Source organism: Neobacillus sedimentimangrovi (assembly GCF_010614825.1).
GTDB lineage: Bacteria > Bacillota > Bacilli > Bacillales > Cytobacillaceae > Neobacillus > Neobacillus thermocopriae.
Genome location: NZ_JAAFZF010000001.1, coordinates 119,941 through 134,397, shown reverse-complemented (window position 1 = coordinate 134,397; position 14,457 = coordinate 119,941). Strand labels below are relative to the sequence as shown.

Sequence of the window (14,457 nt, the reverse complement as noted above, 5' to 3'; positions counted from 1 at the left end):
TTTGATGGTTAACACCCTTCGTAAACGGTATGTTTTCTTAATCTTAAGTGTGTTAAATGCAACATAGTAAGGTAGATGGCTCTTTATTTCTTATTCAACAGTTTGTTTAACTGATCGTTTTGCCATCTCGATAGGACCATGAGTCCGAGAATGGAGCCAAGAAAGGCTAACAACATATCCCATTGTGCATCCCAGCGATCCCCTTGAGCACCTAAAAAGTTTTCAGTTGTTATTCCTTTTTTTCCGATCACAAATGCAAGCCATTCAATGATCTCATAGAGTGCACTAATGGCTAAAATGATACTTACGGAAATAAAAAATAACCACTTCCCTTTTTTCAATGGAGTTTTTCGCAATAATAATTCTCTGATCACAATGACCAGCAACCCTTTCAGAAAATGCCCAAATCGATCATAATGATTTCGATGTAATTCCAATACATCTTTTATCCAATTAAAGAGCGGGACTTTTGAATAGGTGTAATGGCCTCCAATAAACATCAGAATGGAAAGCATTGCGATGATGAAATAGGAAAGTGTCGTGAATCGAAAACGATTATAAACGGCAATTACGACGATCAATAACACAACGGCAGGAAGGACTTCCAAGATCCATAATGAGAAAATGGCGGGCTTGATTATGGACCAAATAAAAACGGCCAATACAAACAATAAAAGTCCTCCATGAACCATTTGACTTTGTTCTCTGTCCACTTTTTCACTCCTAAAAAAATTTCATATATATTCTTCAATGTTTCCTTGTTAGGAGTTCCATAAACATCGGAAAAAGTTAATGCCTTCCCACCGCTGATGCATAATGCTGCAAAACTATCTATCGTTGAAGGTGCGATCGTTCCTACTCGCCATTTACGATCTGACAACTCAAACTTTTATCAAACATCCCTCAATGCTATTTCCCTTTTAAACTATTCTTATATTGGTCATAGTCCGTTTTCACATAATGAAAGGCTGCTGCATTTCCACCATGATCCGGGTGAGTGAGTAATAATAATTTCTTAAACTTGGCTAATATTTCTTTCTCCCCTGCTGTTTTTGAAAGCCCTAATTTACGACGATAATCAGGTGTTGTTGAAGGAGATACGGTTTGACTCTTCTTTTCGTCCTCTTCTTTGCCTTGGCGAGAGTAATTTTCTTTTAACCTCAACAATTCATTCCGTAATTCAATATTTTCTTTTAAAACTCTTCTTGTTTCCTTTTGTAATAAACTTTTTTCATTCTGTAATTCGGCAATTTCTTTATGTAATTTTTCTCTTTGTTGTTTTAATTCCTTAATGGTATGTTTATAAAACTCTTCCATTCCTTTAATATGTTCATCCTGGGCTTTTAATTTAACCCTTAGTTCACGAACCGTCTTTTCTTGGTCGGACACAATGAGATGAGCCGTTGTATTACCGGACAGATAATCATTGATGTGCTCCCGATTTCCAATCTTTCGAATCTTCCCTTCATGGAACCACTGTTGAACAATTTGAAGCCCTGTACTTGCCTCTACACCCGCATCTTTTAGTAATTCAATTACTTGATCCGTATCTTCAAATTTTCTATTTGCTTTCGATGAATTCCCTGCATATTTAATTTTATGTTCTCGTAACCAGCGCCTAACTATTTGAATAATTTTTTCGTCAGGAACCCCCGCGCTCCTTAATAATTCAAATGCTTGATCAGTATTCACCTAAATCCCCCTACCATGCTTTTCACATCCAAATGTTTGCTGATCGATCATGAATTTGTCGAAATGGATTCTTACTACTTATATTAATGGAGCCTAAAAATAATGTGAATGGCAAAATACGACTAAAAAAACGAAGATATAGCCTGCATTTTTCAATAAAAAATATGGCCGAACAAAAGAATTCCAAACAATAATTACTATATTTTACATACTTTTCTTGAAAGAATCCAAAATGATATTATTACCTTCTAAATTTTGGAACGACAATATTTTCCGTAGCTTTAACATAATTACCTCCGCTTCGTAATTTTTCCTGGTTTATGACAATTTTATAGGAAGTTTGTCATATTACTGCTTAAATCGTAAAGTTGTTCATCCAATTATAAAGAAATGTAATGCTATTGTTCTGTTAAAAAGGTAACGGAACATGTTAGGGTAGTATCATGAAATTTTATTGGAGGTAGCACACAACATGAAGAATTCGATGAAAGTATTCGTTGTAGCTTGTGTAGCTACAGTCGGATTTGTGATACACAATTCTACAGCAAGAGCGATTGATGAATATATCGCGAAAAAGGAAGATCTACTTACTAAAATCAATCAGGAAAAAGATTCTACTGTTAAGAATATAGATATAAATAAAGAAAAAAATCAAGATGAAGTTCAAGTATCAATGGATGAAATCTTGAAAGATCCCGAGCTGCTAACTGATTCAGAAGAATCCAATAAACAGGATGATTCAAAGGTAGAAGAAAAGATGACGAAACCAACTGAATCTGAAACGGTGACAAAGGCAGAAGTGGCTCCATCTGAACCTTCGAACCAAGAAGAAAAACCTGTTCAAACAATGGCTCAAACCGAACCGGAAGTAAAAGCTGAGGAGGAAAAAGCTGAGGCACCTAAGATTTCTCTTTCTGAAAAAGAAAAAGACTTATTTGCCCGACTGGTGGAAGCTGAAGCAAAAGGAGAACCGTATGAAGGAAAAGTGGCGGTTGCAACGGTTGTATTAAATCGGGTAGAATCTCCAGAGTTTCCGGATACAGTAACAGAAGTCATTCATGAAAAGGTGGGAGATGCTTACGCCTTTACACCCGTACAAAACGGTGAAATTAACAAACCTGCTTCAGAAGAGGCAATAAAAGCCGTCGAAGAAGCTTTAAAACGAGAAGATACGTTAAATAATTCCATTTATTTCTATAACCCAGAAATTGCCACTGATAATTGGATCCGTACCCGTCAAACGGTAAAAACGATCGGAAACCATGTTTTTGCCAAATAATTCAAGGATGAAAAAATTGGCGCGCCAAATAGAAACAACCTATTTGATGCGCCTTTTTTCTATTACTAACGGCTTTTTATTCTTGTTTCTTTAAATTATCCGGATAAGTGATCGTATCGATTAACTCTTGATTTGCTTGATCTTTCACATAAATCGTTACTTTTTGGTCAACATCAGCTATTCCCTTATATTGCTGGTACATCATGCTTGACATGGCAAGTCCCATAGCCGCATACTTGTCCATACTATTTTGATAGGCCTTTTTATCCACCATCCAAGTAAACTCTGAAAAGGTATCATTATAGGAAATATCGATAATGGAAACATATTCTTTGTTATTTTTCAAATCGTCAATTGTTTGCAAGATCCCTTCTTTTATTTTTTCCATCATAGTATTATATGTTTCCTTAGACATTTTGTAAGTCAATGAACCATCTTCGTTTTTAATCACTTCTTTTACACCCTGTTTTTTTGCTTCTGCAATTACCGCATCAATATCTTGGCCTTCGAACATAGATGCAGGGATTTTTATCTCTACATTCTTTGGTCCCTTTTCTACTTCAACTGGCTGTTCATTTTGTTTCACCGTTAGCTTCGAAGTAGGTTGACTATTTGAAGAACAAGAAGCAAGAAGGAAAACAAATGCAGCCATAAAGAAATAGGCAAAACTCCTCATTTTTATACCCCCAGTTAATAGATAATTCATACTCTTTTTTGTAGGATGATATTCCACACTAATTATATATACAAATCCATAAATGGTAAAATTTTATTAACGGAAAAGACATAAAAAACTGAAATATATTTAGTATCGATGGTCACCATTTTCGTGCTCATTATGAAAAAAGCAATGATAGGAGTATAACTTTTCTCCTACCATTGCTACAAACTAGTATGGTTACTTTTGAGAGGGATATTTAGGTGAATTGGACCGTTATTTTCCGCAACATTTTTTATATTTTTTTCCACTTCCACAAGGGCATGGTTCATTACGACCAATTTTTCTCCTTGATTGGATATCAACGACATTATTTTTTTGAATTGGCGATGGTTGTAAATATCTTTTCTCAACCTGCACTAACTCATTTGGTGTATATCCTTTTAGGAACCATTCTCTCGTATGGTTCATAAGATGGACAATTTTTTCCATGCAGGCATTGATCGTATCGAAACCTTCAAATTCTAACATGGTATGTAGATATCGAAGAATATCTCCTGGTCCTTCACCAATTCTTATCGCAAACTGACATTCTTCAGCAATGGAATCTGCATCCTCCCTGCTAATTTCATAGTTTTGTCTTAAAAACTGAACAAAGCGCTGATAACTTTCATTCCGATCTACAAAGTTTGGTTCTCCTGCTTTGATCAGCTGCTCTTTTGAAAAAGGATAAAAATCGAGACTTTTTCTCTTTTGGTGTTCAATTTTTACTCGATTCGGGTCCAATACTCTAATATTTGAAAAAAACTCGTCGTTGATCATGATTTGCTCGTAATAGAAATGAGCATGATCAATCACAGAAAGATAATCAGAAACGGGAACTTCTTTTTTCGTATATTTTTTCAGCATAGCCAATAATTCTCTCAAGGTTAGAGAACCATAATAATAGAGAAGTCCGTGAGTCAGTTTGATCCATTCCGTGTTTCGACGAATGATTGGTTTCCATTTCGATTGATCCGTTTGCGAACCAAGTATTTTCACCCATTCTTCTGGCATGGCCAAAACTTTTTTGCCATTGTTCATTCCAGGAAAGAGAATTCCGCAATTACGAAAATACTCCATTTGGTTGTTCGTTAAATTTGGTTCAACAACAACGCCTTCATGGCGAAGAGCTTTTTGAATCATTTCGTATCGTTCCTGATCGATCGTCAAAAACAAGGTATCTACTAAATCGGGAATTTTTGATTGTAATACTTCAATTAAATCTCCCTTTTTTAATTGGCTTACACCGGTAATTTGATAATGTCTCCTAATTTGGCTCAGATCATCTTTCGTCAGTCTAGCAAGACTATCCTTTAAGGATATTGGTAATGAAATATCACTCCACATCTTTAAGTCCCGTTTTTGCTGAGATTTTCTCGACATTTCATTCTTATCCTGTGAAGATCCGAGTAATTGTTGAACCGCTTCTTTTTCGCTATTTCTACTCATGTTGTTCACCTCGGAAAAAAATCGTGTCTATATCATCCTTCTAATTTTCAACTTTTTTATTATCTAATAGAACAAATGTATTTTCAATTGGTAAACCAAATAAAAATCTGTAGACAAATGGGACTGTCTACAGATTATTCCATCTTATCTAAAACGACTTCTTCTTCGGAAGAATGCTGGTAATTCTAATTCATCTTCTGAAGAGCAGTCTTGTTCATGCTCCGATTCTACATACTTGTAAGAATATCGGTCATTTTGCAATGAGGTATCCTCCTGCTTGTAGACGTTTCGGTTATAATAAAAATCCGTTTCTTCTCGATTATAATGATTTCGATGATCATCCATATTCGTATTTTCTGACATATAAACCTTTCGATTATAGTCAACATCCGTTTCATTTGCCGTGCTAGTACCTTCTACAGAAATGGTACGAGGTTGTTCTGTTCGATAGAAGTTGGAAATCGAACGAGGGGATGGCTTTTTAACGCTTGGTTGCTCCTCCTCGTTAAAGCCTGTCGCAATAACCGTAACAATGATTTCATCTTTTAAATTTTCATTAATAACGGATCCAAAAATCATATTTAATTCATCGTGAGAAGCAGAAGAAACGATTTCCGCGGCCTCCTGAACCTCATAAAGACTTAAATTATGGCCACCGGTTATGTTCATAATAACCCCTTGTGCCCCATTAATAGATGTTTCAAGCAGCGGGCTATTTAATGCTTTTTTAGCAGCTTCGGCCGCTCGGTTGCTACCTTTGGCCACACCGATTCCCATTAATGCCGTTCCTTTATGAGACATGACGGTTTTGATATCTGCAAAATCAAGGTTGATTAAACCAGGTACAGCTATTAAATCGGATATCCCTTGAACACCTTGACGCAACACATTATCCGCTTCACGAAAAGCTTCCAACATAGGCGTCTTTTTATCAATGATTTCTAATAAACGATCATTTGGAATAATGATTAAGGTGTCTACCGATTCTCTCATTTCTTTAATGCCACGTTCAGCGTTTACCGCACGCTTATGGCCTTCAAATTTAAATGGGCGTGTAACCACTCCAACCGTTAAGGCACCAATTTTTCGAGCAATTTTAGCAATTTCAGGAGCGGCACCAGTACCCGTACCTCCACCCATTCCAGCGGTAACGAAAACCATATCTGCTCCAGCCAATACTTCTTCAATCTGCTGTTTGCTTTCTTCTACAGCTCTTTTTCCAATATCAGGATTGGCTCCTGCTCCTAATCCTCTTGTTAAAGCCGCACCTATTTGCATCTTAATCTCAGCTCTTGATTGCTGAAGTGCTTGTGCATCTGTATTAACGGCGATAAATTCTACTCCTTCTACACCTGCCTCGATCATCCTGTTCACAGCATTATTTCCCCCGCCGCCTACTCCAATCACTTTAATCGAGGCAAATTGATCGATTGGTGTATTATAATCAAACATACGCATCCCTCTTCCTGCAACAACTTTCATAAATATATAATTCGAATCTATTTATAGGATAATAGAAAATAGTTTATGTAATTACATCAAATATAATAGGATTAATATTTAGTATACACAAGCATTGTATTTCTTTTTTTAAGGTAAGTTAACATTCTAGTTACAAATTTGTTATTCCTTTATATTTGATGATTTTTTCATTATTTAGTAGAATAGATCGTTATCGAATGGAAGAATTTCTGCGTGCTATTCCTCAACTTTTATCCTTTTCCGAATCCATCCTTCTTTCATTTTGAACGACCAGCCAATGATTCAACAAACTGAATAAATGCTTTCGTGACGTTCCATTCTAATGATTCTTTATGATAATACATCCAAGTTCTACGTAGGATTGGTTTTCCATTTTGGTGCGTTAAATCCACTTTGTAAATATTTTCTGTATCTTTGAGCATGCGGCTAGGCAAAATGCCGTAACCCAACCCATTCATCACCATTTTCATACATGTATCCACCTGATCCACTTCAATACTAATGAAAGGTGGCTGTATATAGTTCTCTGCCCACCAATTGTCTATTAAGGTTTTTAATAAAACATCCCCACTATAATCAATTCTAGGAAGATGTGGCAAATCTGAAATATCGATTGGTTCCTTAGAAGCAATCGAAACCGTTTCTTCTAATAATAAATGCTTTTTCAGTCCTCGAGAATTATAGTCGCCTCTCACAAAGCCGATATGAACGTCCTTATTATGAATCAGTTTCGTAACATCTTTACTCCACCCTGTCACCACTTTAAAATCCACATGCGGGTACTGTTCTTTAAATAATTTTAACATTGACGGCAATTCATAATTGGCAAAAAAATTGGATACTCCCAATTTTAACGTTCCTGCGACTGCATTGCCGGCATGATTGCTCATATTCCTTACATGCTCTTTTATTTTATTAAATTGTTCAAGGATTTCATCCGCACATCGAACAAGATATTCTCCCTCAGCGGTAAAATGAACCCCTCTGCTTTCACGAGTTACAATTTTGACTCCCAATTCTTCCTCCATGTGCTTTAAACGATTGGTTAATGCAGGCTGGGTAATATATAAAATACGCGCTGCTTTCGTCAGGTTTTTCTGACTATAAAGAACCCTTAATATTTCCCAATCACGATAATCCACAAACATCACCCTAAATTTTCCATATAAAAAATTTTTATATTTCACCATAACAATTAACAATTTTATTTATTTCCATTATTGCATTACCATTAACTCATAGCAACCAATCATTTATATATATATGGTTAATTTTAGGAGGTCCTATTAAATGTGGGTAATCACTCATTTTTCAAATTCATCTTTTACACAATATGAATTCGAAACAGAAGAACAAGCGCGAGAAGCACTTAAAAACATGAAAGGATGCAATATCCTATCCGAAGTCGTTTATTACAATGACCCATGTTTTGAAGAAGTTGCTTAACATATATGAGAAGGGACGGAGCTGGAAGGCCAATGGGGCCAACCAATCCGTCCCCTTTCTTTTTTTTAAACGGAATCATCGTGTGCACGAGAAACACTTTTTCCCCTTTTACCTTCAGTTTTAAACTTAATCTTCCTCCTTTCTAAAAATTAACAGAAATTTCTTCATGTATTCGAACATTTTTTCATACTATAAATGTGGGGGTGGAAAAATGCCACGAATAAGCTACCGAGATTCGGACGTTTCTTTAATGGCTCGGATGATGAGGGCAGAAGCCGAAGGTGAAGGAAAACTGGGAATGCTAATGGTCGGAAATGTGATTGTCAATCGAGTGGTAGCCGATTGTTTAGATTTTAAACAAGTAAGAACCGTTCCCCAGGTTATTTTTCAAGTGCAAGGTGGGAACTATTCCTTTGAGGCGGTTCAAAAGGGAAACGTCTTTTATCAAAGAGCAAGAACTTCTGAAAAGAGATTAGCCAGACAGAATTTGGAATATTGGAGACAACATCCATCCAAATTTGCTCTTTGGTATTTTAATCCATATGGTCCTTGTCCTCCCACATGGTATGGTCAACCTCATTCTGGACAATTTAAGCAGCATTGTTATTATGAACCAAAAGCAGGAACATGTGATAGTGTTTATAGAGGGTAACCCCAAAATGAAGGGGGCGGTTCCCTACCATACTTTCTTTTATAAGAAGTATGAATTAGGGCCGCCCCCATTGTTTTTAGGTTATCCACCTGTGGTACCAAACACTACCGTGGGTGATCTATTTCATTGCGATTCTACGGCAGGCAAATTACTATTTGACTCAACTGTCATCCTTTTATTTCCTAAAATTTTATTTAAGATTTGATTCACTAGTTTCATAAATAGTGGATGATCACGGTGCCTTGGATAAGGTAATCGGACAGGTACTTCTAATACAATCCGACCTTCTTCTATAATGACCACCCGGTTGGCTAATGCTACTGCTTCCTCTACATCATGGGTGACGAGAATGGCTGTGAGTTGCTTTTCTTTCCATAACTTTTCTATTAATTCATGCATTTCAATACGAGTTAAGGCATCCAAAGCCCCAAGAGGCTCATCTAGCAGCAATAACTTCGGCTCATGAATGAGGGCTCTAGCAAGAGCAACTCGTTGCTTTTGCCCCCCTGAAAGTTCAGATGGCCATGAATGTAAACGATCCCCTAGCCCAACCTGTTGCAAGATATGTTCAATTTGTTGTTTTTGAGATTCCTCCTTTAAGCCAAGTGCCACGTTATCGTAAACTTTTTTCCACGGAAGGAGTCGACCATCCTGGAACATGATTTTGGCCAATCGATTTCTTTCTCTCAATTCCTGCCCATTTACTAGCAGCCTACCTGAAGTTGGAGCTTCCAAACCTGCTAGTATCCGTAGTAGCGTGCTTTTACCGCAGCCACTTTTACCTACAATAGCAATGAAATCCCCTTGATTAATCTGTAAATCTATTTTTCTTAATACTTCTTTTTCTCCAAAATCTTTTCGGATATTCAACAGTTTCGCGATCGGTTGTTCTATCGCCATCACTCTACACCCCTTACTCATTTCTGATGGCTTGGATGCCATTTTATAAATCTTTTTTCCGCTATTTTTGCTATCACATCAGATAATTTTCCTAAAAGTGCATAAAGTAGAATACTGAGAACGACAACATCTAATTGCATAAATTCCCTAGCGTTCATCGCCATATAGCCGATTCCCGAATCAGCAGCAATCGTTTCAGCAACAATCAATGTTACCCAAGTGATCCCAAGGGCAAACCTTACCCCTACAAGGATCGAAGGTAAAGCTGCTGGGAAAATAACATGCCAAAAAAGGGAGAATCCTTTTAGTTCATAGACATAGGTCATTTCAATGAAGGATGGATCCACCGAACGGATGCCATGATAGGTGTTGAGGTAAATAGGGAAAAATGTCCCTAAAGCAACCAGAAACAATTTCGCCTCTTCCCCAATACCAAACCAAAGAATGACGATGGGTAATAAGGCCAAATGCGGAATATTCAGAATCATTTGTATAGAAGAATCGAGCAATTTTTCCGAGATTTTCGAGATCCCATTCACCAACCCTAATAGAAAACCAAGACCTCCACCTATTAGAAATCCTACAAATGCCCTTTTTGTACTTGTCCATACATCTGCTGGCAACTGACCACTTTTTGTTAGATTCGTTGCGGCAGAAACAATATCAAGCGGATTCGGTAAAACCCTTGTGGAAATAATTCCAATGGAAGAAGATACTTGCCAAGTAATCATTAATCCGATTGGAATGACCCAAGGTAATAATTTTGTCTTCCATTTCATTTACTTCACTCCCCCGATGGTTGGTAAAAAACTGTTAGCGACAATTTCACCAAATGGACTGACAATCGAAGAAGATGGATTATTCGCTGAATTTGTTAAATTCAAATGTGGGAATAGAAGCTCAGATACACGATAGGCCTCTTCTAAATGAGGATATCCTGATAAAATAAAAGTCTCTATTCCGATTTCTTCATATTCTTTCATTCGTTTTGCCACGGTTTCTGGATCTCCAACTAGAGCCGTACCGGCACCCCCTCGCACCAGACCGACGCCTGCCCAGAGGATAACTGGCCTTATAAATCGGACTCACCACCACAAGAGCGTCCGACTCTTCCACTAATTTTTTGGCTTTCTTAATCTCAGGATGGTTAAATTGGGCATGAACCATTGCTTCCGCTGGCAATTCACGTAAAACAAGCTTCTCTACCTGATTTCCACCTTCTTTCAGGATGTTCCGAATGTAAGTGGAAATGGCTCCAGATCGTGAAACACTCGACGGGCTCCCGGATATGATTAAAATTTTAGACATAATTCCTCTCCTTTATGAAAAAATAAAAAGGTCCTTAACTATATATTCCATACAGTTAAGGACCTTCAGTTGTCTGATCGGTCATTTTCATTATTATTTAATGGAACCAACATTTTGATGGGGATGACATGTCTGTTTAAATCGCTTATATTCGTGCTCTAATTCGGTTAGTGATAATTCAAACAGATGTTTATCCACTTTCTTATAAACATTATGTGCAATCAATAAGTCGATTAATTTTTGCCGCTTTTGTTCCACGGCTTTTCTAAGGATGTTCCCCATTTGATTCCCTCCTCTATTTCATCTAAATGCAAGAAAGCCCTGTAATGCATAATCCTATGATATCTCATTACAAGGCCTTCAGTGGTCTGATCGAACCTTAACTATTCCGATTGGTTAACTTTGAATTAAATGTATCAGCATTTTCCAATATTGTCAACCATTTTTTGTATAAAAGATGATTTTCCTTTTTTCGACTAACAAGGACCATACAAATGGTTGCTGATTTTATGTTCCATTTTGATTCAAATTTTCTTGATCACCGCTTGATTTGTGTAAAGTTTCTAGTTTCTTTTTTCAGAGAATGCGTTATAATAATAGTAAATAATACAAAAAGTAAAAAAGACCGAACATGCTGGCACATGTCCGGTCAGCAATAGAAGGTTCCCTCAAAGGGAATCGGCCAATAGGCGAAAATAATCCACCCGGAGCCGCTAACTCAAGGGTGGATTATTTATTATGGTTATGAAATGACAGTACCGTTATGATCAAACTAGCAAATGAAATTGCCAGCATTAATGATTCGAAAACTGTCACTCAGCATCACCCCCTTTCTAGTTGGGAGTGTGCCGACCACCCTTGAGAAATTCCTTTCTATTGCATTTTTAGTATACCATGTCCACCAGAAAATAGGAACAGATGTTTTTATATTTGTTGTAAAAATTTAACTAAAGTACCAAAAAATGAGTAACAATTTGAAATACATATAGCAATTGTAGCCTAATAGGCATAGGATATAGAAGCTCATAGGTGGAGGTGTGACATGTAATGAATATTCATCCAAACAACGTAAGACCACATCAACATGGTGGAGGCCATGGTTGGGGACATGGAGGCAGTCATGGTCATTGGGGGCATGGAGGACACGGAGGACATGGAGGACATGGATTTCATCCTCATGGCGGGTTCTATCCAGGATTTACGGCTGGGGCACTAACAGGATTAGCATTAGGCGCAGCAGCAACACCTGGCCCTTATCCAGCACCATACCCATATCCTTATCCCTATTATGCCTATCCATACCAAACGGGATATCCGTACCCCTATCCGTACTAAACATCCATGACTAACCAATATAAAAAGCGTCTCGGAACATGAACCGAGACGCCTCCCTCATGAATGGAGCAAGCTGAGTGACTTTTTTTATCAACTACACTCCTCGTTTATTTCCCCATAATAATGTATGCATTTGCGGTAATACTTTCACGTTATTTAATGTTGGATCTTGGATGACTTTTTCTATTAGTCTTTCATATTTATCCAGCAAATGAAGAAGTAATTCCTTATTATCCATCGTGGTTAGATCATCATTACCCACTTGTAAGAAGAACGGGATGTCTGGATAACGTGAATGCACTTTTTGGGCATATCGATAATCTTCCTCATCAAAGACAACAACCTTTAAACTAAATTTTGATTGTTCATTTTGTTTTAATTTCGAAATGATTTCATCTAATATTTCAAAGTTGGTATCCATTTTGGAGCTTGGCGGTTTGGGGGAAATGGTTAGTTCATCAATTTCATAAAACCAATCCTGCCACTTACTCCCTTGCGTTTCCAAACCTGTTTTTATCTGCTTCTCTTTAAGCAGCTGAATCAATTCACTTAAATTTGTTAATAAGGCTGGATTCCCACCAGAAATCGTGACAAAGGAGAAATTGTTCCCACCAATTCTCTCTAGTTCTTGCCAAATCTCCATAGGTTCCATCATTCGAATATCCTTTTTTCCTGAACCATCCCAAGTAAAAGAAGAATCGCACCAGCTACAGGAATAATCACAGCCTGCCGTTCTCACAAACATCGTTTTTTGACCGATGACCATCCCTTCTCCCTGAATGGTGGGGCCGAAAATCTCCATGACAGGTATTTTACTCATCTTCCATCCACTCCCGTCTCGCTTCGGCGTAGCTGGTTGGTGTTTCATATAAACGGACAAATTCTACTCTTGCACCGATTAATTGATCGTTTTTCTTTAAAGCCTCCGCCATTTTTTCAAAAATCCAAACCACCATATTTTCTGCCGTCGTATTCATCGGAGGCAAGGTTTCATTTAAATAGCGGTGGTCGAGATAGATTTCAATTTCTTTTTTCCAAATCTCTTTTATATCTCCAAAATCCATCATCAACCCACGATCATCCACATACCCACTAATACCAAAAATAACTTTGTACGTATGACCGTGAAGATTTTTACATTTTCCCTCATAACAGTGTAAATGATGGGCGGCATCAAAAGTAAATTCTTTACTTACCAATACTCTTTTTGAATGGTATTTTAGCTGATTACGCTGAATATCTTCATCCATTTTTTGGAGTTTATCTACGATGCGAAATCCATACATATGCTTATAACTCCTTTCTAGTGCTTAAATATTGGTCCAATCCCCGTATACGCAATAGACATGCCGGGCATTCCCCACACCCATCAGCCATGATTCCGTTATAACAAGTCAATGTTTTTTCCCGGACAAATTCCAAGGCATTTAATTGGTCAGCTAATTCCCAAGTTTCTGCTTTATTCAACCACATTAATGGTGTGTGGATGACAAATTGCTGGTCCATGGATAAATTTAACGTTACATTTAATGATTTAATAAAAACATCCCGACAATCTGGATATCCACTAAAGTCTGTTTCACATACACCAGTGACAATATGCTTCGCACCAATTTGACTAGCAAATATACCTGCGAATGAGATAAATACAAGGTTTCTGCCCGGTACAAAGGTAGATGGAAGTGCTCCATCCTCCCCTTCTTTCACCTCAATATCATTTCGAGTTAAAGCATTAGGTGCCAGTTGGTTTAATAAGGACATATCTAAAATATGATGTTGTATTCCAAGTTCTTTCGCGATGTTCTGAGCACATTCAATTTCAAGCTTATGTCTTTGGTTATAATTGAACGTAACGGCGATGACTTCTTCAAATCGTTCCATTGCCCAGAACAGACAGGTTGTACTATCCTGCCCTCCGCTAAAAACGACAACAGCTTTCTCTTTCTTCAACATGAAAATCTCTCCTTTTAACAGAAAAACAGGACTACTAAAGAAATTAGTCCTGTTTTCCTTAGTTTTTTATAGAGGGTAGCTAGAACCTCTCCCGCTTCATGCGGATTTTATTTACTTGACTATATGATTATATACTATTTTAGCAATTTTTCAATCTATCTTCATCAAGACTCTTGGTACAAAAAATGAACAAGGTCCTCTCCTCCCACCAAAACGAACTAGGTTATAACACTATCTCTTTTGTCATACTTTGAGTAGTAA

At 37.3% G+C, this 14,457-nt stretch carries 18 protein-coding genes, 1 pseudogene and 1 riboswitch; of the genes and pseudogenes, 4 read left to right on the top strand and 15 right to left on the bottom strand.

Annotated features, from left to right (window positions below; all coding sequences use genetic code 11):
• Nucleotides 1-83: 83 nt before the first annotated feature.
• Nucleotides 84-692 (bottom strand): DUF2238 domain-containing protein, encoded by a 609-nt coding sequence (locus GZA11_RS00720; protein ID WP_407938519.1) that lies wholly within the window; start codon nt 690-692, stop codon nt 84-86.
• Nucleotides 693-909: 217 nt separating this feature from the next.
• Nucleotides 910-1,692, bottom strand: a complete 783-nt coding sequence (locus tag GZA11_RS00715; RefSeq protein ID WP_163182542.1) for a hypothetical protein — start codon at nt 1,690-1,692, stop codon at nt 910-912.
• Nucleotides 1,693-2,164: 472 nt separating this feature from the next.
• Here GZA11_RS00715 and GZA11_RS00710 point away from each other — a divergent pair, with 472 nt between their 5' ends.
• Nucleotides 2,165-2,971 carry a cell wall hydrolase gene (locus GZA11_RS00710; protein ID WP_163182541.1) on the top strand — a complete coding sequence of 269 codons (807 nt, stop codon included), beginning with the start codon at nt 2,165-2,167 and terminating at the stop codon, nt 2,969-2,971.
• A 76-nt stretch (nt 2,972-3,047) separates the two neighbouring features.
• Here the strand turns inward: GZA11_RS00710 and GZA11_RS00705 are convergent, their stop codons facing one another.
• From GZA11_RS00705 to GZA11_RS00690, 4 genes are all read right to left on the bottom strand, one after another.
• Nucleotides 3,048-3,647 carry a hypothetical protein gene (locus GZA11_RS00705; protein WP_163182540.1) on the bottom strand — a complete coding sequence of 200 codons (600 nt, stop codon included), beginning with the start codon at nt 3,645-3,647 and terminating at the stop codon, nt 3,048-3,050.
• Nucleotides 3,648-3,905: 258 nt separating this feature from the next.
• Nucleotides 3,906-5,120 (bottom strand): YecA family protein, encoded by a 1,215-nt coding sequence (locus GZA11_RS00700; RefSeq protein WP_163182539.1) that lies wholly within the window; start codon nt 5,118-5,120, stop codon nt 3,906-3,908.
• A gap of 144 nt (nt 5,121-5,264) precedes the next feature.
• Nucleotides 5,265-6,572 (bottom strand): cell division protein FtsZ, encoded by a 1,308-nt coding sequence (gene ftsZ / locus GZA11_RS00695; RefSeq protein ID WP_163182538.1) that lies wholly within the window; start codon nt 6,570-6,572, stop codon nt 5,265-5,267.
• A 287-nt stretch (nt 6,573-6,859) separates the two neighbouring features.
• Complete coding sequence (locus tag GZA11_RS00690; protein WP_163182537.1) at nt 6,860-7,744, bottom strand: LysR family transcriptional regulator; 885 nt, start codon at nt 7,742-7,744, stop codon at nt 6,860-6,862.
• A gap of 148 nt (nt 7,745-7,892) precedes the next feature.
• Here GZA11_RS00690 and GZA11_RS16415 point away from each other — a divergent pair, with 148 nt between their 5' ends.
• Together GZA11_RS16415 and GZA11_RS00685 are read left to right on the top strand one after the other, a co-directional pair.
• Nucleotides 7,893-8,048 (top strand): hypothetical protein, encoded by a 156-nt coding sequence (locus tag GZA11_RS16415; RefSeq protein ID WP_163252332.1) that lies wholly within the window; start codon nt 7,893-7,895, stop codon nt 8,046-8,048.
• 211 nt (nt 8,049-8,259) lie between these two features.
• Entirely contained in the window at nt 8,260-8,700 is a 441-nt protein-coding gene (locus tag GZA11_RS00685; protein ID WP_038535278.1) for a cell wall hydrolase, read from the top strand.
• A 123-nt stretch (nt 8,701-8,823) separates the two neighbouring features.
• Here GZA11_RS00685 and GZA11_RS00680 read toward each other — a convergent pair whose 3' ends face one another.
• From GZA11_RS00680 to GZA11_RS17000, 6 genes and pseudogenes are all read right to left on the bottom strand, one after another.
• Nucleotides 8,824-9,600: an ABC transporter ATP-binding protein gene (locus GZA11_RS00680; RefSeq protein ID WP_051968160.1), complete on the bottom strand. Its 777-nt coding sequence runs from the start codon at nt 9,598-9,600 to the stop codon at nt 8,824-8,826.
• 17 nt (nt 9,601-9,617) lie between these two features.
• Nucleotides 9,618-10,379 carry an aliphatic sulfonate ABC transporter permease SsuC gene (gene ssuC / locus GZA11_RS00675; RefSeq protein ID WP_163182536.1) on the bottom strand — a complete coding sequence of 254 codons (762 nt, stop codon included), beginning with the start codon at nt 10,377-10,379 and terminating at the stop codon, nt 9,618-9,620.
• Nucleotides 10,380-10,661 (bottom strand): annotated as a pseudogene (locus tag GZA11_RS00670) (alkanesulfonate monooxygenase); the annotation flags it as partial. It abuts the gene before it with no gap.
• Complete coding sequence (locus GZA11_RS00665; protein ID WP_163182535.1) at nt 10,570-10,908, bottom strand: NADPH-dependent FMN reductase; 339 nt, start codon at nt 10,906-10,908, stop codon at nt 10,570-10,572. The pseudogene GZA11_RS00670 and the gene GZA11_RS00665, both read right to left, overlap by 92 nt.
• A gap of 93 nt (nt 10,909-11,001) precedes the next feature.
• Nucleotides 11,002-11,190, bottom strand: coding sequence for a Fur-regulated basic protein FbpA (locus tag GZA11_RS00660; RefSeq protein ID WP_038535285.1), 189 nt, complete (start codon nt 11,188-11,190; stop codon nt 11,002-11,004).
• 447 nt (nt 11,191-11,637) lie between these two features.
• Nucleotides 11,638-11,724: a putative holin-like toxin gene (locus tag GZA11_RS17000; protein WP_374718355.1), complete on the bottom strand. Its 87-nt coding sequence runs from the start codon at nt 11,722-11,724 to the stop codon at nt 11,638-11,640.
• 231 nt (nt 11,725-11,955) lie between these two features.
• On the opposite strand from GZA11_RS17000, the gene GZA11_RS00655 reads away from it, so the two are divergent.
• Nucleotides 11,956-12,243, top strand: coding sequence for a hypothetical protein (locus tag GZA11_RS00655; RefSeq protein WP_038535286.1), 288 nt, complete (start codon nt 11,956-11,958; stop codon nt 12,241-12,243).
• A 94-nt stretch (nt 12,244-12,337) separates the two neighbouring features.
• Here the strand turns inward: GZA11_RS00655 and queE are convergent, their stop codons facing one another.
• From queE to queC, 3 genes are read right to left on the bottom strand one after another with little or no spacing between them, the layout of a single operon-like run.
• Nucleotides 12,338-13,063, bottom strand: a complete 726-nt coding sequence (gene queE, locus GZA11_RS00650) for a 7-carboxy-7-deazaguanine synthase QueE (protein WP_038535288.1) — start codon at nt 13,061-13,063, stop codon at nt 12,338-12,340.
• A complete protein-coding gene (queD, locus tag GZA11_RS00645) occupies nt 13,056-13,529 on the bottom strand; it encodes a 6-carboxytetrahydropterin synthase QueD (protein WP_163182534.1) in 474 nt (157 codons plus the stop codon). The genes queE and queD overlap by 8 nt, the downstream gene beginning before the upstream one ends.
• A 4-nt stretch (nt 13,530-13,533) precedes the next feature.
• Nucleotides 13,534-14,202: a 7-cyano-7-deazaguanine synthase QueC gene (gene queC / locus GZA11_RS00640; RefSeq protein WP_268926743.1), complete on the bottom strand. Its 669-nt coding sequence runs from the start codon at nt 14,200-14,202 to the stop codon at nt 13,534-13,536.
• Between the two features lie 46 nt (nt 14,203-14,248).
• A riboswitch (PreQ1 riboswitch) is annotated at nt 14,249-14,291 on the bottom strand.
• Between the last annotated feature and the right edge of the window lie 166 nt (nt 14,292-14,457).